The organism is Parvibaculum sedimenti (assembly GCF_009184905.1).
Taxonomy (GTDB): Bacteria; Pseudomonadota; Alphaproteobacteria; order Parvibaculales; family Parvibaculaceae; genus Parvibaculum; species Parvibaculum sedimenti.
Window position 1 is genome coordinate 42,929 of the sequence record NZ_WESC01000019.1, and the last position, 20,857, is coordinate 63,785.

Here is a 20,857-nt window from a genome sequence, read left to right on the forward strand (position 1 = left end):
TGGCAAGAATCCGGGCGATAATTGATGAGAGCATATCACGCAGACAAAGCAGTGACAGACGGCCAGAGGCCGCCCGCGCACTTCCACAGTACACTCCCATAGTATGAGTGATTGAAATTATGCGGAGATAAGTCGGGTAGATGGACGAAATCGAAGCTTTCGGTCACCCGGGCGGAGAGGTCTATCCGCCGATCCAGCCAAGCGCCCGGCGGAAAAGACCGATCGTCGAGGCGTGGAGCATATCACCGGTCTCCTTCGGCGCCTTTCCGGCTGCCGCCCGCGCATTCGTACCTTCGAGGATGATGCCGAGCTTGTAGCAGGCAAGTACTGCATACCACTCGATGGCTGAGAGATCGCGGGCAGACCCCTCGGCATAACGCGCAACAAGTTCCTGCGCCGTCGGAAAGCCATCCCATGGCTGAACACCGACCGAGCCCGTGCTGCCCCGCCCCTCGCCATCCGGCCAGGTCGCCATGAGCCAACCGAGATCGAGCAGCGGATCGCCGATAGTCGTGAGCTCCCAATCGACGATGGCGGCCAGTTCCGGCCCATCGAAGCGGTACATCACATTGGCGAGATGATAGTCCCCATGAATGATGCCGGGCTTGAAGGAACCAGGCCGGTTCGCCTCGAGCCAGTCGGCAACCTTGTCGACGCCGGGAATGTCGCCGGGGCCGGCCCAGCCCTCATATTCGGCATAGGACTCAAGTTGTGAGCGCCAGCGCTTCACCTGCCGTTCGAGATAATTCTCGACCTTGCCCAGATCGCTGAGGCCGGCGGCGACATAATCGACCCGCCCCAACGCTGCCGCGCCGTCGGCTATGGCCAGCCCCATTCCGTAGCGGATTTTCGGATCACCCGCATGAAGCGGCGGCAGCCCGACCGTCGCGTTAAAGCCTTCCACCGGCTCCATCAGATAGAAAGCCGCGCCGAGCACGTCATCGGTCGGGCAGGCGGCAATCAGCCCGGGATGCGGCACGTCGCTTCCCTTGAGAGCGCCGAGCACCCGCGCCTCGCGCCGCATCGTCTCACTACCATTCATGTGTGGACGATGCGGCGGACGGCGCAGCACAAAGGCCCGCCCACCACGCTTGAAGCGCAGCAGGATGTTCTGCGTACCGCCCGCAAGCGACGTCACATCTTCCAGCGGACCACTCTCGAGCCCCTGCATGTCCATCCAGTCGCGGAGCTTTTCGAGATCGACGAGTTCAGTCCAGCTTTCGGGTGCCATTTCCATGCCTCAGGGGACCAGGATCATTATAGCGGAGGGCCCTGCTCCCTTCTTGTGTTTCAGGCGTTGCGTGCCATCAAACCGCCATCGACGGGAATGGTGACGCCCGTGATGTAGGACGCTGCCGGCAGACAAAGGCTCAGCGTGATATGCGCGACCTCCTCCGGTCGGCCATAGCGGCCAAGCGCAGTGCGGCGCTTCGCATAAATCTGTTTCTGCTCGTCGGGGATCGCCTGCGTCATCCCAGTGAGGATCGGCCCCGGACAAATGCAATTGACCGTGATGCCTTCCCGCCCAAGCTCGACCGCGAGCGCGCGCGTCAATCCGGTGACGCCTGCCTTCGCCGCCGCATAGGCGCTGTCCATCGCCGTCGCGCCGAGCGCTTCGGTTGAGGCAATGTTGACGATGCGCGGACTCTTCGACTTGCGCAGATGCGGCAGCGCGGCGCGGATGACGCGCTGCTGCGCGGTAAGCAGAACGGTGACGAGCCGGTCCCAAATCTCGTCATAGCCCGGCGCATCGATGGGTGAGAAGCCCGAAATGCCTGCATTGTTGACGACGCAGTCGAGCCCGCCGAAATGCTGCGCGATTGCGGCCACGACCGCATCGATCTCCGCCTTGTCCGCAACGTTGAGCCTCCACGCCTTGGCATTCCCGCCCGATGCGCGAATACCCTCTGCTACGGCTTCCGCGCCTTCCAGCGTGTAGTCCGTCACCGCGACATTGGCGCCTTCGGCGGCAAAGACCTCCGCCGTCGCGCGGCCCATACCGCTCGCGGCACCCGTCACCAGCACCGTCAGGCCTCTGACCGAGCGGTTATGTTCCGTCATGGCGTCCTCACTTCTTCTTTGCGTTGTATTCCGCGATCTTGAGCTTACCGAGCTGCGACATGTGCACCTCGTCCGGGCCGTCGGCGATGCGCAGGAACCGGTTCAGCGTGAAGAAGGAGGCAATCGGCGTATCGGCACTGACGCCCATGCCGCCATGCGCCTGGATGGCTCGGTCGCAAACGGTCTGAGCCATCTGGGGCGCGATGACCTTGATGGCAGCGATCAGATCGCGCGCGACCTTGTTGCCATAGCGATCCATCGCATCGGCAGCCTTCAGCGTCAGAAGGCGCGCCTGTTCGATCTCGCAATAGGAGCGCGCGACATCCTGGCGGATGCTGCTCTGATCGGCGAGCTTCTTACCGAAGGCGACGCGGTTTTCGACCCGGCGCGCCATGATCTCGAGCGCGCGCTGCGCCTGACCGATGGAGCGCATGCAGTGATGAATGCGGCCCGGCCCAAGCCGGCCTTGCGCGATCTCGAAGCCGCGGCCCTCACCGAGGATGAGATTGGATTTCGGCACACGCACGTTTTCGAGGCGGAGTTCCGCCTCGCCGCCCGGTGAGTTGTGGCTGTTGAAGACCGACTGGTTACGGACGATGTGGATGCCGGCGGTGTCGCGCGGCACGATGATGGTCGATTGCTGAACGTGGCGAGCAGCATCCGGATTGGTCTTGCCCATGATGAGCAGAACCTTGCAGCGCGGATCCATGATGCCGGAAATCCACCACTTGCGGCCATTGATGACGTAGTCGTCGCCATCGGCGCGGATTTCCGTCTCGATGTTGGTTGCGTCCGACGAGGCCACCTGCGGTTCGGTCATCACATAGGCGGAGCGGATTTCGCCATCGAGCAACGGCCGCAGCCACTGCTTCTGCTGCGCGGGCGAACCATATTTCGCCAGCACTTCCATATTGCCGGTATCGGGCGCCGCGCAGTTGAAGACCTCGGAAGACCAAGGTACCCGGCCCATGATCTCCGCCAGCGGCGCATATTCGAGATTGGTGAGGCCGGGGCTCCACTCGCCATATTCATGCGGCAGGAAGAGATTCCAGAGCCCCTCCTCCTTAGCCCTTTCCTTCAGCGCGTCGAGGCCAGGCCAATATTTCCAGAGATTGGCATGGTTCGACACCCAATCGAAATAGGCCTGCTCATTCGGATAGATATGCTCATCCATGAAGCTCTCAAGCTTCGCGATCAGCGTCTTGACCTTGTCGGTATGTTCGAAAATCATGGGATCGCTCCGATCACTGCCGAATTAGAGAATGAGACCGCCATCGACCGGGATGGTCTGGCCGAGGACATAAGCCGCGAGCGGCGATGCAAGGAAAAGCGCGACGCCCGCCATGTCTACCGGCGTGCCGAGGCGGCGCATCGGAATGCCCTGAATGGAAGCGGCGAGACGGTCGGGATTGTCGGTCGTGACTTTGGTCAGCTTCGTATCGACAAGGCCCGGCGCGATACCGTTCACGCGAATGCCGTCCTTCGCCCACGCTTCGGCGAGCGTGCGCGTCAGGCCGACGGCGCCGGTCTTCGAGGCGTTGTAAGCCGGATTGCCCTTGGTCGAATGGAAGGCCGCCGTCGAACTCACGGTGATGAGCGAGCCTTTGGACGCCGACAGCATGTCATGGAATTTGATCGCGCAGGCCATCAGGCTGTTGACGTTGACGTCCATTACCTTCTGGAAGCCGTCCATCTTGAACTCGCCGCGCTGGTAGATGACCGTGCCCTGGCTCAGAACCAGCACATCGAGCGAAGCGAAGGGCGTCTGGTAGGTCTCGATCGCGTCAAAATCGGAAACATCCATGAAGTCGTAGTGCAGCCCGGTGAGATCAGAGCCTTCCGCAGCGGAATAATCCGACGCCTTGGCCCGTGTACCCCAGACATGCACCGTCGCGCCCTTGGCGCGAAATGCCTGCGCGATGCCATTGCCGATGCCGCTCGATCCGCCGACGACGAGCACGGTCTTGCCCGAAAAATCGAGTTCCGCCACGAAATCCTCCCCTGCCACGACACTTTTTGATTTAGGTCGTTTGGATAATTTATTTGACCCATCATGACGACCTCGTCCATTCTGTCAAGATGCCGAAGTACCCGACCACATCAAAGCCGTCCAAAACCCAGGTGAACGCGAGGGCGAGCGCGCGCGAGCAGATCAAGCTCGCAGCGCGTCGCCTTTTCGCGTTGCGGGGAATCGACGGCGTCAGCGTTCGCGAAATCGTCGAGGCGGCGGCGCAGAAGAACCACGGCTCATTGACCTATTATTTCGGTACCAAGGAAGCGCTGGTGCGTGAACTCGTCGCTGATGGCGCAAAGCTTATCGACGAGCGCCGCAATGCCCTCCTCGACGCGCTGGAGGCGAAAGGCGGACCAAAATCGGTGCAAGACGTGGTCGAGGCGCTCGTCTACCCCTCGATCGGGCTTGCAGGCACGAGCAACGACGAGGAGGACACCTACACGCGCTTCATCGGCCTTCTCGGGATGAGCCACCGCGAACTGTTCATGGACGCTCTCGAGAAGCGCTGGAACTCCGGCTATCTGCGAGCTCTCGAACATTTGCGCCGCCTGATGCCTGAAATGCCCGCGGCCGCGAAGAACCAGCGCTTCGTTTTCATGGGCGCCTATCTCGGCAGCGTGCTTAGCCTGCGCGAAGCAGCGCTGACCGACCGCTCACGTCCTCACCCGACATGGAGCTCCAAGAACACGCTGCCGCATTTCATACAAACAATAACGGTAATGTTGGGGGCCCCGCTGCAAAAGGGGTTGTTCGCAGACGCAGACGGGAACGCCACCGCAAAAGCACGGCGTCCCCGCGCCATTGTCGGCTCGGTCGGGCTGATCCTCGACTGAGCGGTTGCCCGTCACCCATGTCTTTCACGGGGTGACAGGCATCTGTCTTTAAGCGACCTTCAGCTTCGTCGCATCATCCATCGCCTTGCCGATGAACTCACCGCCCTGCGCAATCGCGTGGCGGCCCGTTTCAAGCATCGGGTGGAAGAAGTGCCAGACATGGATCATCTCCGGCCACACCTTAAGCGTCACATCGACATCGGCCGCGCCCGCTTTTCCGGCGAGGCGGATGGAATCGTCGAGCAGTGTCTCCGCAGCACCGACATGGATGAGCAAGGGCGCGAGGTCGCGATACTCCGCATGCAGCGGTGAAGCGAGCGGCGTCTTCGCGGACGCGGCACCAAGATAGGCCGCCGCCATGCCGGCGAGCCCTTCCCGGCTCACCATCGGGTCGATGTCGGCAAGTTCCGTTATCGAATTGCCGGTCGCCTCAAGATCAATCCAGGGCGAGATACAAAAGGCGCAGGCCGGCTGTTCGAGCCCGGCATCGCGGATCGCAAGCAGCGTCGCCACCGTGAGACCGCCGCCCGCGCTGTCTCCAGCGATGGCTATATTGCCGGGCACGAAGCCCTGCGCGAGGAGATAGCGATAAGCGGCGAGAGCATCGTCCACGGCAGCGGGAAACGGATGCTCCGGCGCAAGGCGATAATCGACGGAGAGCGTCCGCGTGCCCGCAGCACGGCCCAGTTCGGTGACGAGGTGACGATGGCTCTTCACCGAGCCGATCACATAGCCGCCGCCATGCACATACATGACAACGCGATCCGGCGCTGCGCCGGGCGTCGTGGCCCACTCGGCGGGAACGCCATTGGCGCTCACACTTTCGAGCGCCACATCGGCCGCCGTGGGAAAGATCGCGCCGAGATTGTCGTAGGTCTGGCGCAGCTCAGCCCTGTCCGCCGGTTCCGGCATGGAGCCGAGAAACTCTCGAATGGCAATGATTTCCTGATTTTTCATTCTTCCCTCCCTTGATCTTTGGCCAAGCCTATACCGGACAAAGGAGAGAATGAAAGGCTAGGCCGTCGCGCGGACAATCTCCTCCTCGACGTCCCGAAGGCGATCCTTGCCGAAGAAAATCTCATCGGCGACATAGAAGGTCGGCGCGCCAAAGGTTCCACGCTCGACAGAAGCGCTCGTATTGGAGAGCAACGTGTCCTTCACATCCTGGTCCTGAATGCGCGCAAGGATGCGCGCACCGTCGAGCCCACCGGCATCGAGTACTTCGCGGATGACATCGGCGTCATCCATTTTCTTCGAATCCTCCCACATGGCGCGGAAGACGATGTCCATGTATTTCGCCAGCACACCGTCCATATCGGCTGCCACGGCGCCGCGCATGATCTGCACCGTGTTCACGGGGAAATGTGAATTGAATTTGAACTTTCTGAGCTTGTGCCGCGCGATGAAGCGCTGCATCTCCAGGTTCTCGTATTGCGGCTTGTTCTTGATGTTGCCGAAAGCAACCATAGGTGGCTGGTTGCCCGTGAGCTTGAACACGCCGCCAAGCAGGATCGGCACGTTAACGAAGGTCGCACCGGTGCGTTTCTCGATATCGGGGATGATCTTCCAGGCGAGATAGGAATTCGGGCTGCCGAAATCGAAGTGATGTTCCACCGCTACCATTACCAACGCTCCCGATAAGGACGAATATCCAGCTCGTGCGTCCAGGCGTCGCGCGTCTGGTTGTGCAATTGCCAATAGGTTTCCGCGATCGACATGGGGCTCATGAGCTGACCGGGATCCGCCTCGCCGCCCGCCGCCTTGATGCGTTCGCGCACGAAGGCCGTGTCAACGCCGGCATCGATGACGAGGTGGGCAACATGAATGTTTTGCGGTCCGAGCTCCCGCGCCATGCTCTGCGCTACCGCGCGCAAGCCGAACTTTGCCGAAGCGAATGCCGCATAGCCGGGGCCGCCGCGCAACGAAGCCGTCGCGCCGGTGAAGAAGATCGAGCCCTGCCCCCGCGCGAGCATGTGCCGCGCAGCCTCGCGCCCCGCGAGAAAGCCCGAATAGCAGGCCATCTCCCATACTTTTCGGAAGACGCGCTCGGTCGTGTCGAGAAGCGGAAAATTCACATTGGCGCCGACATTGAAGATGACGACCTCGAGCGGCGCATGAGCATCGGCTTCCGCCATGAAGGCGGTCACCTCATCTTCCTTGCGAGCGTCGAGACCTCGCGCGACGCATGCGCCGCCCGCGCCTTCGATCTCATTCTTCAAAGACAGAAGCTTGTCCGCCGTTCGCCGCCCGGCAAACACGGTGTAGCCCTCGGCAGCGAACTTCTTCGCGATCGCTCCGCCGATGTAATCGCCCGCGCCGATGATCGCCGCCGTCGCATTCCGCTTCGCAGCCATGCCCGCTCCCCTGTTGCCGGTGCGGACAACAGGTAAGTTCTAAAACGGAACCTTGTCAAGCCTGGCCCCTGCTCATCGCGCATCGGCTCACCTCCGGCTCACACCAAAAAGGGCGGACCGATAAGGCCCGCTCTTTTTCAGTTCCGCCGTGCGTTTTATGGCTTCGCGAGCCCGGTGGCCGTTCCGAGTACGCTACCCACCACTCCGTTAGCGGAAGGCAACCCGCCGCTCGAAACCATTCCACCGAGACTCGAAGCCGCGTTCGTTGCACTGGTCAGGGTGGCCGGATTTGTCACACTGCCGAGAACTCCGGAAACAGCTCCGGTCACCGAATCGAGCGGAGTGCCTGTGGTCGGCAGGCCACCGGAACCGGCGCTGCCAAGGGCGCCCGTCAGCGTCGATACCAGGCCCGTCACGGCCTGCGTCGGGTCGCTACCGGTCGGAAGAGAGGGAAGCGTTCCCGCAGGCACCACACCGCCCAGCGCGCCGCTGTTACCGCCGCCCAGCAGCGACCCTACGACGCCGTCCGAGCCGACAACGCCCGTGAGTACATCCTGTCCGGCGAGATCCTGGACAAGTCCACCGCTACCGTCGACGCCGAGCGCGGGAAGCTGGCTCGTAATCGTGCCGAGCGGAATGGCATCGGCGAGCTGCCCCGTCACCGGCGCAAGTGCACTCGACAGCGGATCGAGCACACCTGCCGGAATAGCGCCGCCGAGCTGGCCGCCCGATCCACCTCCGACGACGCCGGTCGTGCCGAGGATGGGGTCCGTCAGTGCGGAAACGCCAAGAGCCTCGGTCGCACCGCCCGTTCCGGTGACACCAAGCTGCGGAACAGCGGCCGCGCCGCCTCCGCCGCCGCCATTACTGCCGCCGCCACCTCCGCCGAGGCTCGAATTGCCATCGCTTGCACAAGCGGCGACGAGAGCCATTGCGCTCGCCCCGAGCAACACATTCCATAAGCGCTTCATTGTCATTTCCTCCCGATCTGGGTGAGCCCGCGATTCCAGGTGATCTGACGTCAACGCTACGCGCCCACCGGCCGCCGACGGTGTAGAGCCGTGTACGTTTGGGTATCGTTTTGTTGGCGGCCGGAGCAATCCGGCGCATTGGCCGCAAATGATCCCCCACTTGGCCGGATCTGCACTCCTTGAACGGGCCATGCCTGTCCATATGGAGAAAACGCTGCGCCACTTCGCAGGAAATTCGTGCCCCGATCCTTCAAGCGTAGGAAATGATATGGCCCTTCAAGATGCTCCCGACATCAGCTCTCAGAAGCTCAAGCCGGCCAGACCGCGACCGCCGCGAAGGGCACCGGGGCTGACTGCCACGCTCATTCGACCGCACCTCCTGTCGAACCTCATCGCCTCCTATCCGCATGACTGGTACGACGGGGATTTCCACGAATTCCGCATCGGCATCGCAGCTGCCGGGCGCGGCACGGTGGTGAACCATCCGGACACGATCCGTCACATCCTCGTCTCACACTCCGATAACTTTCCCAAGGATACGAACCAACTCGCAATCCTGCGACCGCTTCTCGGCGACGGACTACTGACCGCATCCGGACCAGGCTGGCGGCAGGCTCGAAAACTGGCCGCGCCGATCTTTCAGCATTCGAGCGTGCGCGACTTTGCGCCAATCTTCGTCGCTGCCGCACAACGGTCCGTTGAGCGCGTACTGCAAAGGGGCGAGATATTCTCGATCGACCGCGAAATGACGCAGGTAACATTGGAGGTGATCGGCGAGGCGATCCTCAGCGCGGACCTCTCAGATGACATTGAGGGCATCGCTGGAACGGTCACCGGGACGTTGGAAAAATTCCCGGCCATGTTCCTGGCTGCCGCACTTCTGCCTCCACGCATAAGAGATGCCTTTCTCGAAAGGCTCGTACTGGCCGGGCGCAGGCAGTTGGACGTCTTCGCGCGCAGGATCATCAAGCGCGCACATGAGAGGGAAAGCGGCAATTCGCTGCTGACGCGGATGATGGATGCGAGCCGCGCCGACACCGGCCACGAAATGTCGCTCGCCCAGGTGCGCGACGAGGTAGCGACTTTCCTTCTGGCAGGCCACGAAACGACGGCCACCACACTCTCATGGGCATGGTACCTTCTGACGTTGCATCCGGAAGCCTTCGAGCGCATGCAAGCGGAAGTGGACGCGGTGGCGCCCAATCGCCCGCTGACGGCAGAGGATGTCCCCGCACTCCCCTATACACGCGCTGTTCTCGACGAGACGTTGAGGCTCTATCCGATCGTCGCGAATATCATGCGTACCACGCTCGCCGACGACATCACGCCGACAGGGCTCCCGCTCAAGGCCGGACGCACCGTCCTTATCTCACCGTGGCTCATGCACCGTCACCGGCGCTATTGGCAGGAACCAGATCGCTTCGTTCCCGAACGTTTTCTCACGCAGGAATCTACCGCGCAGCCACGCTACGCCTATCTCCCCTTCGGCGGCGGCCCCCGCGTCTGCATCGGCGCGAGTTTCGCGCTGCTTGAAGCGGTTCTCATTCTCGGTACATATGCGCAGCACGCCAATATACGTGTTCTCAATGCGCATAATGTGCGACCGCTGGCACGCATCGTATTGCGGCCAAACCGTCGGCTGCGAGCCATGGCAAGCAAAAGACGACCAGCGACCTGATCCCGACCAGACTCTTCCGGCCAAAATCTTCAAATAATGTGCCGCACGCACGCCGCCGTTCCAAACGGCGACATGCGCGCGGCCACATTTGGTTACAAAACAGCACGCTTTAACATCCGTCTGTTTGAGCCAAGTTGATAGAGTTCCCCCCAATGATCTGCATACGAACCGGGCGCATCGCATGCGCCGCTCAGAGATCGAGGGAGAGGACAATGAAGCGAGTTCACCACATTTTCGTTACGGGCGTTATAGCGGCGCTTCTGGTCAGTCAGGCTCGCGCCAGCACTCCTGCCCAGCACTATTTCCTGCAAACGGGTGCAGATCTTGAACAGGTCTGCGCGAACCCCGTCGATGCGCGTAATATCCAGCCGACCGAGCGAGAGAGACTGCTTGTGTGTGGCTCCTATATTCAGGGATACCTTTCTCATTACGCGCTCGTACGCGGAGAGCTTGCCAACGCCCCCTTCTGCTTGCCGCAGACTGGCGTAAGCGGCGAACAGATTCGTGTCCTCCTCGTCACGCTGCTCCAGCGGAAGCCGCAGATCCGTGACCTTCCGGCCAGCGTCGATCTGGCAACGAGCATCGCCTGGGCCTATGGCTGCTCCGGCGCTGCCAGTACGTCGGCGCAAGGCGGCACACCGAAGCCGGCCGCACAATGAAAAGCAGACCAAAGATGCCGCCGCAGGTCTTGCGAAGGTCAGTTGGCAAGGCTCGGAAGAGCCTCATGCCGCTCCCGCCATTCAGATAGAAGCGCAATCAGGAGATCGCGAAGTTCGTTATCGCTCAAACTCCTGACCGCGCCGCCCAGGTCGCTCAGCACATCGTCAAGCGGTGTGATCCGCTCGTCACTCATAATGCGCTTGTCATCCATGATCGGTATCTCCTCGATAGCAATTTGGTAAGCCAGAAACACGCTCCCCTCGCTTCAAGATGCTGTAATTCGCGCGGCGAGACTGTTGAAATCTGTGGCAATTCGTACAACACGGGAGGCGTCTCATACATGCAACGCCTTGGATGGAAGCAACCTGATATCAACGATCGCGTCTGGTCGCCGCCCGTAATTCCCGTAATAATAAACTGACAGGCGATATCGATTTTATGTAGTCGTCCGGCCCTGTGAGCTTTGCGGGAAAGCTTTGTTTACGCGCGTGGTGCAAGATCGGGTTTCGATAGTCGGATAGACCGGCAAGCTGGAAGGAAGGGAAACACCATGGCTCCGGCAATGGAAGCGGACCAGACGGACGAAACGACGGGAGATAGCGCCGTTTCGCTTCTGCTGGTGGATGACGACGCTGAAATTCGCTCTGAGGTCAGAGAATATCTCGAGGCGCACGGGTTCGAGATTTCCGAGGCGCCGGACACGCGCTCGGCCAAGGCGTTGTTCGGTTCCCGGCACTTCAACCTCGTCATTCTCGACCTCTGGCTCGGCAAGGAAAATGGATTCGATTTCCTGCGCGACATCCGCCAGACGCATTCGACGCCCTGCATCATGGTAACGGCACATGGCGAGGCGACCGACAAGGTTGTCGGCCTCGAGCTTGGCGCCGATGATTATGTAGTGAAGCCCGTCAACTTGCGCGAGCTTCTCGCCCGCATCCGCGCGCTCCTCCGCCGCTCGGGTCGCTCCGGTTCGGAGCCCCAACCTGCCGCATCGCCGAAGCCCGAAAACGGCGACAACGCCACATCCTGGCGCTTCGATCCCGTGCGCCGCAATCTTCTCTCGCCGGAAGGCGAACTGGTGCCTCTGACAACGGCGGAATGCGATCTCCTGATCGAACTCGTCGCGCATGAAGGCCGCCCGCAAACGCGCGAAGATCTCTGCCGTCGCGTTTTCAACCGGCAATGGCAACCCTACGATCGCAGTCTCGACAGCATTGTGGTCAAACTGCGCCGCAAGCTTGAGCCCAATCCCGACCATCCGATGGTCATCAAAACGATCCGTGGCAAGGGCTATCTGTTCACAGGCTTTCCGAGCGAACAGTAATCAGGTGATCTTCGTCACGCTCGGCATGTGCAGCGTGACGAAGCCCCCGCCGGTATGGTTTCCGAGTTCAATGAAGCCGCCGCTTTCACGCAAGATCGCGTCACAAATGGCAAGCCCGAGGCCCGTGCCCTGCTCCGCCGGCTTGGTCGTGAAAAAGGGCTCAAGCGCCCGCTCCAGAATCCCGTCGGGAAAGCCCGGCCCGTTATCTTCTACCCTCAGCACTGCCTGGCGCGTCGCATCCGGCGCATAGAAGCCAATGATGCGAATACGCCCATCGCGCCGGCCAGCCGCCGATGTGCCGACACCGGAAATTGCATCTGCCGCGTTCTGAAGCAGGTTCGCGAGGACCTGTTCGACCTGCAGTCCGTCCACAAGAGCGGCGAGGCCTTCGGATACATTTATTTCCACGTCAGTGCCGGCCCGATCGAGCATGGGCCTCATCATCGAGACAACACCCTCAACCAGTTCCACCAGATCGACCCGTTCGTTATCGCCGATGCTCTTGCGTCCAAAGCGCCGCATGCGGTCTATCACGTTGGACGCCCGATCCACCTGTGCCAGCATTCGCGCGATCTTGGCTTCGGCCGTTCTTGCCTCGAACTTCGGCGAGGCAATGATGGCCTCGAGATTCTGCGCTGCCAGAGAAATCGTATTGAGCGGTTGCTTCAACTCGTGCGCGATGCTCGCGGACATCTGACCGAGTGCGGCCATCTTGGCAGTCTGCGTGAGCTGCGCCTGCTCTTCGCGCAGCAAAAGCGCCTGGCGCAGCAAGAGCCCGAATCGATCGGCAAAAGCGAGGCTCGCGCTCGAAAAGCCCTCCGCCGCCCGCGTTCCACAAAGGAAATAGGTCATGTGCGCCTTGAGCGGCAAAGCGAGTGTCGCCACATGTGCCCCGTCCAGGTCGAACGCCTGACGCAGGCCATCAGCCGACATGTCGCCGGCGGCGTAGACCTTGAGCGATCGCTCGGCTAGCCCATGAGCCAACGTTTGGATGATGTGGCCACCATCGAGCACACGAGTCTCCGGACTCAGCAGGCGTGGCCGTCCGTCGAAGCCCGCTTCAACGACGAAGCCCGCACTCGCGCCCAGTCCTCGTGAAAGAAGATTCGTGAGGTGTAAAAGCTTGTCGCGCGACGTCGAACTCGCGAGCAGAAGACGAAGCCCCTCAAGCATGGCCTCGGCCTCTATACGCAGCTCTTCCTCGCGTCGCCGTGCTGTACTCGCCTGCGCCAGAACGGAGGACGCCTCAGCATCGAATGACCCGAACCCGGCGCCATGCGCCGCCGTCAGAGTGCCAGCGAAGACCGGCCTCGCGACGCCTGCCGATTCATCTGTGTATAGCCCGGAGACGTAAAAGGTCTGCCCCTTATGAGCGTCGAGATTGCGATGCGCAACGCGCTGATGGCGAACACGTCCCTCCGCGCGCAACAGATCGAGCATGTTGGCGCCACCGTTGCCCACCGTCATCCCGGCAAGGTTAATGCCCTCGAGCGAACGGGCGAGGTCGTCCCGCCGGTTGAGCACGCGACGGCAATGCAGGACGCCATCCGCATTCGCGTCCCACGCGATGTCGATTCCCATTTCCAGCCAGACTTGCGCATCGTCGTGAGCCTCCTGTTGGCGACGCTGCAAAAAACTCTCGACCTGCCGTCGATGGACGCGCAGAAGCGCGGCTGCAACAAGCCGGGCGATCGCCTTGAGGCGTTCCTGTACGCGTTCGATATCCGCCCCGTCAGAAACAATAAGGCAGGCGAATCCCTCCCATCCGGAGGTCTCTTCAATCGCGACGGCGATGCCCGCTGCCCTTTTGCCGACTACGGACTCAAATTCGCCGGAGCTCCGGCGCGCACGGGAGAACCATGCGGAGAATGCTTCGCCCTCGATAATATCGAAATCGCCGTCCCCGACTCTCCAGACTACGACCGGTCGGCCGTCCGGCCCGGCACTGACCTCGCAAAGCGCATAGTGGCGCGACGGCTCCGCTTTCCGAAGAAGCGTAATACACCGCGAAAGGGCCTGACGTATCTCGTCAGGCTCACCGGCGCGCGCCACATCTACCGCCGTTTCGATCAACGCACGGTCTAATGGATCATTCCCTTGATCCACAGAGTCGGGTGGCACGCGTGGTGCGGAAATCAGCATTTCGGCCCTCACAACATCGCGCCGAACTAACTGGATGGATCGGCGACGATAAAAGTCGTCGAGACTGCGGGCAGGTTCGACATATCGGGAACGAAGGGTAGATAGGTGAAGCGGGCGGTCGGCTTTATGCTGATCAGCAGCTTCTGGTCGCCATTTGCTGTCGTCCCGTTCGGCGCAACCGTGATGCCGGTCGTTCGATCAACATCGACAAGCCCTGAATAGGCATCCAGCACCCTGTTGATCGCTTCCTTGGCAAGAGTTTCCCGCTCCGTGTTGGTCAATCCCGCCACAGCTGCGCGGCCGCCTTCCGAGACCGCGTAGTCGAGCGCGATGCGCGTCGCAAACTGGAAACCAAAAGCAATGATGCCAAAGAGGATCATCAGAAACAGGGTGGATACCGCCGCAAACTCGATCGCGACGGCGCCGCTCTCGTCACCCACCAGGCCTCGCACAATGCCACGATGGAGAGGGCCGCGCCTCCCGGCTACCCGGGAGGCACCTACGCGATACGAGCCCTTCAACATGCCTCCCCTCCTCCCGACTTTAGCAAGTGGTGGAGTTCGAGAGACAAGTGCTTACATTGCCAAAAATAGTCGAGACGCCGGTACCCACTCCCGCCGCTGCGGCATAGACCACCAGTGCGATACCGGCTGCGAGCAGACCATATTCCACAGCCGAAATTCCGCTCTCATCCGCCATGAAACGCTTGAATTCGGACTTCACATTTTTAAGAAACATCTCATTACCCTCCTTGGTTAACCGATGGCGATTTCCGTGAGGCTAATCCCTTTGTTCAGGTTCGCCCCTCAACACCTTTGTATGCTTGATCTCCGTAAACTGGTGTCGTTGTTCATGGAGTTGTGTGAGTCAGCCGGAAGTCTACCCCACTCGCATTTCGTGCCGTATGGGGCACTGCTCAGAAGAGCTGACATTCACTGACCCCGAACCGAAGGTTCGTTGTTGCTGCTCCTCAATGGCTTTCCGATGCTGTCGATATAATTCTCATAGACCTTGTCCGCCTCGGCACCCTGCATCGGCGCGCGTCCGTCAGACGGGCGCACCGCATATTGGGCCGCCATGACACTCTGTTCCTGCGTCGGCCCCGCTACTTTTTCATTAGCGCACGATGCGAGCGAAACGGCGCCAACGGCCACCACCGAGATTCGCAACCATTTATTCACAGCAATATCCTCCGGCTCTATTCCACCGACCGCTTCTGGCGCGACTGCACCCAGTCGGCGGCGAATTTTTGCACTGCGGCGCGCTCGCTCGGAACTGCAATATTGTCGAGAACGCGACGCGCCTCGTCTTCCTTTCCCTCCGTCATCAGCACAAGGACGAGATTGTTCCGGATCGATGTCGACACGGGATCGATCTCCTGGGCCTGCCGCAGATTGAACTCCGCCTTTGACAAAGACCCATCACCCAGATGGAGTTGCGCAAAGCCGAGATTGTTCAAATAGTCGGCATTCGACGGACGGTCGCTGACCGCCAAAAGAAAATTCTGTTCCGCCTCGGCCCAATGCTCGCGCGTCGCCTCGACCCGCCCCAGACCGTTATAGCCTGCTGCCTCAAACTCTGTGCCTTTTAGCTCGGCAAAGCTCTGAATGGCGTCGTCGTACCGATCGACACCCAGAAGCGCCTCGCCGCGCAGAAACGTGAAATGTGGCGTCTTTGGCTGACCCACCGCATATTGATCGAGATAGCCGAGTGCTGCCCGATAACGCCCCTGGTCGATCAATCCTTCGACGAGAGTCAGATAGAGCGTATCGGTCGATGATTGAGATGACGTGTTGTCCTCGCTCTGCGGCGTGAGGCTCGCAAGCATGTCCATGTTCTGCTTATCGCATGCGCCAAGCACGAGCCCGACCATGCAGAAGAGCGGCAAGAGAAACGATTTTCTCATTTGGCGCGTATCTCCGATGAATGAACACGATGGCCTGCTGCGACGAGAGTCTCGCCGATCCGGACAGCTGCCGGCCCCATGAGAATGACCAGAAGGACTGGCACGAAGAACAGCACCAGGACGATGGTGAGATAGGTCGAGCGCCGACCGGCTGTGTCCCGCGCCAGAGCCAGCCTCCCATCTGCAAGGTCGCCAGCGAAGCGCCTGATGCTCACGCTGAGCTCACCACCATGAAAAATCGCTTGCTTCAGCAGGTTGGCGAAGTCGATGCCCTCATCTACGGCGAGGCGTTGGCCAAGTTTGTCGAGCGCAACGTCATACGGCACTCCCGAATCGAGGTCTGCGACATGCCTGATGAAGACGACCGCCGTGGTTGGCGCAGAGCCCTTGATCACACCCGCGACATAGTGCAGACACTGATCGATACTGACGCCGCTATCGAGCACCATGAGAATGATGTCCAGCACCGAGGGAAGTTCGCGCTGGATTCGCCGGGCACGCCGCTCGCCGAGATACTTCACCGCGATCAGCGCATAGCGATAGCTCAATACTGAAAGGATGACGCCGATACCGAGATTGATGTTCGTTAGGCCGAACCATGCCAGGAAGACGAAACCCGTCGCGATGGCAAAGGCGATCCGAACGACGACGAAAATGTATAACGCTGCGGGGCGGAAGAAGCCTGCCTTCGTTAACAGGTCGCGGATTTCCTTCGCGGGCGCATTTTCGCTCACGAGCCGTCGTCCGAGACGCTCAGCCCAACCTGCCATTGTTTCAAGAATGTCGCCAGGCATCTTGCCGCCTCCGACAAGCGCCGACAGACGTGTGCCCGCATCTCTATGGCGAACGTAGATCGATGCCGACAAAACCAGCGCGAGCGCGCCCGCTGTCAACGATAGAATGGCGACTATCCAGATCACGGCATCGAAGGATGTCATCGGCGTCCCCATTTAATAGTTCACGCGGACGATCGAACGCATGAGAAACGCGCCGATCGCCTCGGAAATGAAAACATAAATGAGGAACTTGTGCCCCATCGGCTCGTCGATGAAATAGCGCACATAGCTCGGGTTCGTTACCATCACGATGGAAACAACGACGAGCGGAAGCAGACCAAGTATCCAGGCGCTTGCCCGGGTTTGCGATGTGTTGGCGCGGATCTCCCGATCGACGGCAGCGCGGCGACGCATGGTCTCGATAAGATTTGCAAGCACCGCCGTCAGCGAACCGCCAAAGCGCATATTGGCGTCGATGGCGGCGCCAAAGAGCCACAAATCATTCTGATCTAGATCTTCGGCCAACTGGTTGATGCTTTCAGATACGCCCGCGCCATTGGCGATGCGCCGGATCGACGGCATCAAAAATTCGACCAGGATAGGCGGCGAGGACTGCGTGGCACGAGAAAGTGCGACCGACAGGCTGTTTCCAACCACGAGCAACTGGCGTACACGGTCGAGAAAGCCCGACATTGTCCCGGAAAGGGCGTTCATTCTGCGCGTGGCTATGAAATCAATTACCGCAATGATAATGCCCGCCACGGTCACGCCTGCAATGCAGGTCACGACCAAGCCGAATATCATCAGAAGGATGCTGAAAAGCCCAAGTACGCCGAAGCTGACAAGCGTGAACCGACGCTTGTCGATCTCGATCCCCGCCTGAAAGACGCGACGCCGAAGCCACAGCGGCAGAATCTTGTCCATATCCGGCAGACTGTGGATCGTCGTTGCCGCCTGATCTCGCGACCGCTCGGGCTGCACCAGTGTCAGTAGCTTTTCGCGGGCCGCAGCAACCCGCCTCTCACGCATCGCGACCGCAACAGCAGCGGCGCCAGCGATGAAGCAGAACAGGGCAACGATGACAGTGAGGATTTGCAGCATGACAGTCAGTCGGCCATCAAACGATGCGCCGGCCATTCCCTCCTTCTGCCTGGTCCGCGTGAGAAAAAACTTCGCGCATCGAATAGGTGGCACCCTCCATCCCGGTCACCTCACATATTGATGCGATCCGGCGAACGCCGCCGGACTGGCGCTGTACCTGAACGACGATGTTCACCGCACCTGCGATGAAACGGCGAACGGATTGGAGATCCGACGAGAAACCGTGAAGGCCGATCAGCATCTCCAGACGTTCGAGTGCGTCGCGCGGACCATTGGCATGAATGGTCGCCATCGAACCGTCGTGGCCGGTGCCCATCGCCTGCAACATCTCGATCGCTTCGCTGGATCGCACCTCGCCAAGGATGATGCGATCAGGGCGCATGCGCAGGGCGTTGCGAAGCAGATCACGTGCGCTTACCTCGCAGGCTCCATCGACCGAGGCGGGCCGCGTTTCGAGGCGCGCGACATGCGATTGCTGAAGCTGAAGCTCCGCAGCATCTTCGATGGTGACCAGACGCTCTTTGGCGCCGATATAGGAGCTCAACACATTGAGAAGCGTCGTTTTTCCCGAGCCCGTTCCACCGCAAATGAGAATATTACGCTTGCCGCGCACCGCGCCGACGAGAAGCTTCAGCGTCTCCTCGGTCAGCGCCTTGGAGCGAACAAGATCCTCACCGGTCAGTGGAATTCGCTTGAATTTGCGGATGGAGACGATCGGGCCATCCAACGCAACCGGCGGAATGATGACGTTGACACGCGAGCCGTCGGGCAAGCGCCCGTCGACATAAGGGGTTCCCTCATCCACACGGCGCCCGATCGGGCTCACAATGCGTTGGATGACGTTCATCAAATGCGTCGTATCGCGGAAGCGCGTCGACACCGGCTCCAGCTCGCCGTGTCGCTCGACATAAATCGTGTTTGGACCGTTGACGACGATGTCATCAATCTCGGGATCATTGAGCAGCGGCTCGAGCGGCCCGAAGCCCACGATCTCGTTCTGCACATCCTCAATCAGCTGCGCCCGCTCCTTCAGGTTGAGCGCAAGACCCCGCGACATAAGAACGACGGATATGGCCCGGGCAATCTCATCCTGCAGTACCGCACGAGGCAACGTTTCGCCCTGCACCCCCTGCTGTTCCAGATACTCGAGCGTGAGATCGAAAACCCGAAACTTGATCTGTTGATACCGGTCGGAAACGCCGATGTCGCTTGGAGCAGAGGTAGAGGCACGGACATAAGGTTCCAGCAGCTTGTTCACGGCAGGATTCCCATCAGTTTTCGGGCCCAGCCTCGTACCGTCTGAACACTCTCTCGCATGGACGTGCCTTCGGGCAACAGACCGAGGCCGGCGCAGCACTGCGCGAGGTTGTCGACATAATCCGAAGGGCCGTCGAGGGTCATAGGCACCCCACGATTGACACTGTCTGCCAGTTCCGCCCAACGCACCGGTAGCCGCAAGACGCTCTGCGCGCCAAACGCTGCGCGAATCTCGTCAACGGATGGCGTCAACGACGGCGCGAATTCATGAATGGCGATGATCGGCTCTCCACCGGCCGGACGCAGCCCGCGCACGGCTCGCAGAAGATCGCCCGCCGCTTTGATGGAGGTGAAGCGCTGGTTGCAGGCAAGAAAGAAAGCTGCCCTGGCATTGGGCAGGACGATCAAATCTTCGTTGCGAGAGAATGGCCCCCCATAGACAATCACGACGTTGTAGAGCGATTGCAGCATTTCAAGCAATGCGCGCAAATCCTGCATATCGACCGACCAGCCCTCTCCTTCGCCGTAAAGCGCCAAGGGCAACAGATAGAGGCCAGAGCGCGGGCAACGCGCGAGCGCCCCGTCGAGCAATGCCCGGTCAAGCCTCGCGATTTCCCGGACAGCATCGTTGACACGAAAATTGAGGTCAACGCCGACTGCGATGCCGACATCGCTCGCCGGAAGCGAGAGGTCGACGAGAATGACCCCATCGCGCGGTCGTGCGGCGGCGATCATGCAACCTAAATTGACGCTGAGGTCGCCATTCTCGTCTGAAGGCATGGGGCTCAGGACGACGACCATCTGGCTGTGGTTGTCAGCACCGGAAGCCGCGCGATTTGCCAGATGCCGCAGCATCACATTCTTGAACTCGCGGTCGCTTGCGTCGCGATCGATAAAGTCCTTCGCTCCCGCTCGCATCGCCGTCAAAATGAGTTGTGCACCCATTTCGTTGCCGACCACGACAATCGGCGTCTCGTCCTCAAACCACTGGCGAATATCGACAAGGCGTTCATAAAGGGTTTGAGCGCCGCTGCGCAGATTGCTATCGACGATCACCGCATCCGGCGTGAACTGCCGCGCCAGATCGACGACATTGTCGGATATCGGATCAACGCGAACCACTGTCGCAGCGGCGTCGAGCGCGCGCTTCACCTGCTCCCCCAGAGGAGCATCCGTCGATATGAGCAAAATACGGTGCATCCCGCTTACCTCATGAGCCCATATTTAACGATGTGATCTTCGAGCTGACCGGTGTTGAGCAACATCTTGCCCGTGCTCGGATCGTATTTTGGCATGCCCTCGCCCGGCAGATTCGGCGTAGTTCCCGCCGCCATTGGCGAAACAAGCCGCGGAGTCGCGATGACAATGAGTTCCTGTCGCTGCTGCTGGTTCTTCGACGTCTTGAAGAAATTTCCGACAATCGGCAGATCGCCAATTCCCGGCACCTTGTCCTCGACGTTGGCGGAACTGCTATACATCAATCCCGCAAGCACAAAGCTCTGGCCATCGCCCAGCTCGACAGTCGTATTGGTCGAACGCGTCAACAGCGCGGGAATGGTCGAACCCTGGATCGTGATCGCATTGGCGAAATCGAGTTCGCTCACTTCCGGATTGACCTTCATCACAATGCGGTCGTGATCGAGCACGGTCGCCTGCACATTGAGCTGAACACCGAATTTCTTGTATTCGATGGTGATTGCACCCGTGCCTATCCGGTTGACGCATACACCCACTAGATGTAGTTAGACGCCAGTCATCGATCGAATGAGGCGTTGCAGCG

At 60.5% G+C, this 20,857-nt stretch carries 23 protein-coding genes; 4 read left to right on the forward strand and 19 right to left on the reverse strand.

Features of this window, described 5'->3' with window-relative positions; translation table 11 throughout:
• Window positions 1-181: 181 nt before the first annotated feature.
• Genes F2P47_RS16430 through F2P47_RS16445 form a run of 4 tightly spaced genes read right to left on the reverse strand, consistent with a single transcriptional unit; the run spans window position 182 to window position 4,051 of the window.
• Entirely contained in the window at window positions 182-1,231 is a 1,050-nt protein-coding gene (locus tag F2P47_RS16430) for a phosphotransferase family protein (protein WP_204886737.1), read from the reverse strand.
• A gap of 59 nt (window positions 1,232-1,290) precedes the next feature.
• Window positions 1,291-2,061 (reverse strand): SDR family NAD(P)-dependent oxidoreductase, encoded by a 771-nt coding sequence (locus F2P47_RS16435; RefSeq protein ID WP_152217473.1) that lies wholly within the window; start codon window positions 2,059-2,061, stop codon window positions 1,291-1,293.
• Between the two features lie 7 nt (window positions 2,062-2,068).
• The gene (locus F2P47_RS16440; RefSeq protein WP_152217474.1) at window positions 2,069-3,292 is read right to left on the reverse strand and encodes an acyl-CoA dehydrogenase family protein; all 1,224 of its coding nucleotides are present in this window, start codon (window positions 3,290-3,292) and stop codon (window positions 2,069-2,071) included.
• 24 nt (window positions 3,293-3,316) lie between these two features.
• Complete coding sequence (locus F2P47_RS16445; protein WP_152217475.1) at window positions 3,317-4,051, reverse strand: SDR family NAD(P)-dependent oxidoreductase; 735 nt, start codon at window positions 4,049-4,051, stop codon at window positions 3,317-3,319.
• A gap of 53 nt (window positions 4,052-4,104) precedes the next feature.
• Here F2P47_RS16445 and F2P47_RS16450 point away from each other — a divergent pair, with 53 nt between their 5' ends.
• Window positions 4,105-4,908, forward strand: a complete 804-nt coding sequence (locus F2P47_RS16450; protein WP_204886739.1) for a TetR/AcrR family transcriptional regulator — start codon at window positions 4,105-4,107, stop codon at window positions 4,906-4,908.
• 48 nt (window positions 4,909-4,956) lie between these two features.
• On the opposite strand, the gene F2P47_RS16455 is transcribed toward F2P47_RS16450, so the two are convergent.
• From F2P47_RS16455 to F2P47_RS16470, 4 genes are all read right to left on the reverse strand, one after another.
• Window positions 4,957-5,865: an alpha/beta hydrolase gene (locus F2P47_RS16455; protein ID WP_152217476.1), complete on the reverse strand. Its 909-nt coding sequence runs from the start codon at window positions 5,863-5,865 to the stop codon at window positions 4,957-4,959.
• A gap of 57 nt (window positions 5,866-5,922) precedes the next feature.
• Window positions 5,923-6,531, reverse strand: coding sequence for a 2-hydroxychromene-2-carboxylate isomerase (locus F2P47_RS16460; RefSeq protein WP_152217477.1), 609 nt, complete (start codon window positions 6,529-6,531; stop codon window positions 5,923-5,925).
• Complete coding sequence (locus F2P47_RS16465) at window positions 6,531-7,262, reverse strand: SDR family oxidoreductase (protein ID WP_152217478.1); 732 nt, start codon at window positions 7,260-7,262, stop codon at window positions 6,531-6,533. Before F2P47_RS16465 ends, F2P47_RS16460 begins: the two co-directional genes overlap by 1 nt.
• Window positions 7,263-7,417: 155 nt before the next feature.
• Window positions 7,418-8,233 (reverse strand): hypothetical protein, encoded by an 816-nt coding sequence (locus F2P47_RS16470; protein WP_152217479.1) that lies wholly within the window; start codon window positions 8,231-8,233, stop codon window positions 7,418-7,420.
• Between the two features lie 268 nt (window positions 8,234-8,501).
• Between F2P47_RS16470 and F2P47_RS16475 the strand changes: the two genes are divergently transcribed.
• Window positions 8,502-9,911, forward strand: a complete 1,410-nt coding sequence (locus tag F2P47_RS16475) for a cytochrome P450 (protein WP_185681167.1) — start codon at window positions 8,502-8,504, stop codon at window positions 9,909-9,911.
• A 212-nt stretch (window positions 9,912-10,123) separates the two neighbouring features.
• Window positions 10,124-10,570, forward strand: coding sequence for a Rap1a/Tai family immunity protein (locus F2P47_RS16480; protein WP_152217481.1), 447 nt, complete (start codon window positions 10,124-10,126; stop codon window positions 10,568-10,570).
• A 38-nt stretch (window positions 10,571-10,608) separates the two neighbouring features.
• Here the strand turns inward: F2P47_RS16480 and F2P47_RS17760 are convergent, their stop codons facing one another.
• A complete protein-coding gene (locus F2P47_RS17760; protein ID WP_185681168.1) occupies window positions 10,609-10,782 on the reverse strand; it encodes a hypothetical protein in 174 nt (57 codons plus the stop codon).
• A 339-nt stretch (window positions 10,783-11,121) separates the two neighbouring features.
• Here F2P47_RS17760 and F2P47_RS16485 point away from each other — a divergent pair, with 339 nt between their 5' ends.
• The gene (locus F2P47_RS16485; RefSeq protein ID WP_152217482.1) at window positions 11,122-11,895 is read left to right on the forward strand and encodes a response regulator transcription factor; all 774 of its coding nucleotides are present in this window, start codon (window positions 11,122-11,124) and stop codon (window positions 11,893-11,895) included.
• Here the strand turns inward: F2P47_RS16485 and F2P47_RS16490 are convergent, their stop codons facing one another.
• The 10 genes from F2P47_RS16490 to F2P47_RS16535 all read right to left on the reverse strand — a co-directional run bounded on the left by F2P47_RS16490 (window position 11,896) and on the right by F2P47_RS16535 (window position 20,810).
• Complete coding sequence (locus F2P47_RS16490; protein WP_152217483.1) at window positions 11,896-14,037, reverse strand: sensor histidine kinase; 2,142 nt, start codon at window positions 14,035-14,037, stop codon at window positions 11,896-11,898. It lies immediately after the preceding gene.
• Window positions 14,038-14,063: 26 nt separating this feature from the next.
• On the reverse strand, window positions 14,064-14,477 hold the full coding sequence (locus F2P47_RS16495) for a TadE/TadG family type IV pilus assembly protein (protein WP_185681169.1): 414 nt from the start codon (window positions 14,475-14,477) through the stop codon (window positions 14,064-14,066).
• A 103-nt stretch (window positions 14,478-14,580) separates the two neighbouring features.
• Complete coding sequence (locus F2P47_RS16500) at window positions 14,581-14,775, reverse strand: Flp family type IVb pilin (RefSeq protein ID WP_152217485.1); 195 nt, start codon at window positions 14,773-14,775, stop codon at window positions 14,581-14,583.
• 194 nt (window positions 14,776-14,969) lie between these two features.
• Entirely contained in the window at window positions 14,970-15,218 is a 249-nt protein-coding gene (locus tag F2P47_RS16505; RefSeq protein ID WP_152217486.1) for a hypothetical protein, read from the reverse strand.
• Window positions 15,219-15,235: 17 nt separating this feature from the next.
• Window positions 15,236-15,943: a tetratricopeptide repeat protein gene (locus tag F2P47_RS16510; protein WP_152217487.1), complete on the reverse strand. Its 708-nt coding sequence runs from the start codon at window positions 15,941-15,943 to the stop codon at window positions 15,236-15,238.
• Complete coding sequence (locus F2P47_RS16515; RefSeq protein WP_185681170.1) at window positions 15,940-16,881, reverse strand: type II secretion system F family protein; 942 nt, start codon at window positions 16,879-16,881, stop codon at window positions 15,940-15,942. Before F2P47_RS16515 ends, F2P47_RS16510 begins: the two co-directional genes overlap by 4 nt.
• 12 nt (window positions 16,882-16,893) lie before the next feature.
• A complete protein-coding gene (locus tag F2P47_RS16520) occupies window positions 16,894-17,856 on the reverse strand; it encodes a type II secretion system F family protein (protein WP_152217489.1) in 963 nt (320 codons plus the stop codon).
• The gene (locus F2P47_RS16525; protein ID WP_152217490.1) at window positions 17,837-19,078 is read right to left on the reverse strand and encodes a TadA family conjugal transfer-associated ATPase; all 1,242 of its coding nucleotides are present in this window, start codon (window positions 19,076-19,078) and stop codon (window positions 17,837-17,839) included. Before F2P47_RS16525 ends, F2P47_RS16520 begins: the two co-directional genes overlap by 20 nt.
• On the reverse strand, window positions 19,075-20,277 hold the full coding sequence (locus F2P47_RS16530) for a CpaE/TadZ family protein (protein WP_152217491.1): 1,203 nt from the start codon (window positions 20,275-20,277) through the stop codon (window positions 19,075-19,077). Before F2P47_RS16530 ends, F2P47_RS16525 begins: the two co-directional genes overlap by 4 nt.
• A gap of 5 nt (window positions 20,278-20,282) precedes the next feature.
• A complete protein-coding gene (locus F2P47_RS16535; protein ID WP_152217492.1) occupies window positions 20,283-20,810 on the reverse strand; it encodes a type II and III secretion system protein family protein in 528 nt (175 codons plus the stop codon).
• Window positions 20,811-20,857 lie beyond the last annotated feature (47 nt).

Excerpts from the sequence above, each read along its gene's own strand:
- F2P47_RS16430 (WP_204886737.1), bottom strand. The coding sequence starts at position 1,231 with ATGGCACCCGAAAGCTGGACTGAACTCGTCGATCTCGAAAAGCTCCGC.
- F2P47_RS16435 (WP_152217473.1), bottom strand. The coding sequence starts at position 2,061 with ATGACGGAACATAACCGCTCGGTCAGAGGCCTGACGGTGCTGGTGACG.
- F2P47_RS16440 (WP_152217474.1), bottom strand. The coding sequence starts at position 3,292 with ATGATTTTCGAACATACCGACAAGGTCAAGACGCTGATCGCGAAGCTT.
- F2P47_RS16455 (WP_152217476.1), bottom strand. The coding sequence starts at position 5,865 with ATGAAAAATCAGGAAATCATTGCCATTCGAGAGTTTCTCGGCTCCATG.
- F2P47_RS16460 (WP_152217477.1), bottom strand. The coding sequence starts at position 6,531 with ATGGTAGCGGTGGAACATCACTTCGATTTCGGCAGCCCGAATTCCTAT.
- F2P47_RS16465 (WP_152217478.1), bottom strand. The coding sequence starts at position 7,262 with ATGGCTGCGAAGCGGAATGCGACGGCGGCGATCATCGGCGCGGGCGAT.
- F2P47_RS16470 (WP_152217479.1), bottom strand. The coding sequence starts at position 8,233 with ATGAAGCGCTTATGGAATGTGTTGCTCGGGGCGAGCGCAATGGCTCTC.
- F2P47_RS16475 (WP_185681167.1), top strand. The coding sequence starts at position 8,502 with ATGGCCCTTCAAGATGCTCCCGACATCAGCTCTCAGAAGCTCAAGCCG.
- F2P47_RS16480 (WP_152217481.1), top strand. The coding sequence starts at position 10,124 with ATGAAGCGAGTTCACCACATTTTCGTTACGGGCGTTATAGCGGCGCTT.
- F2P47_RS17760 (WP_185681168.1), bottom strand. The coding sequence starts at position 10,782 with ATGGATGACAAGCGCATTATGAGTGACGAGCGGATCACACCGCTTGAC.
- F2P47_RS16485 (WP_152217482.1), top strand. The coding sequence starts at position 11,122 with ATGGCTCCGGCAATGGAAGCGGACCAGACGGACGAAACGACGGGAGAT.
- F2P47_RS16490 (WP_152217483.1), bottom strand. The coding sequence starts at position 14,037 with ATGCTGATTTCCGCACCACGCGTGCCACCCGACTCTGTGGATCAAGGG.
- F2P47_RS16500 (WP_152217485.1), bottom strand. The coding sequence starts at position 14,775 with ATGTTTCTTAAAAATGTGAAGTCCGAATTCAAGCGTTTCATGGCGGAT.
- F2P47_RS16510 (WP_152217487.1), bottom strand. The coding sequence starts at position 15,943 with ATGAGAAAATCGTTTCTCTTGCCGCTCTTCTGCATGGTCGGGCTCGTG.
- F2P47_RS16515 (WP_185681170.1), bottom strand. The coding sequence starts at position 16,881 with ATGACATCCTTCGATGCCGTGATCTGGATAGTCGCCATTCTATCGTTG.
- F2P47_RS16520 (WP_152217489.1), bottom strand. The coding sequence starts at position 17,856 with ATGGCCGGCGCATCGTTTGATGGCCGACTGACTGTCATGCTGCAAATC.
- F2P47_RS16530 (WP_152217491.1), bottom strand. The coding sequence starts at position 20,277 with ATGCACCGTATTTTGCTCATATCGACGGATGCTCCTCTGGGGGAGCAG.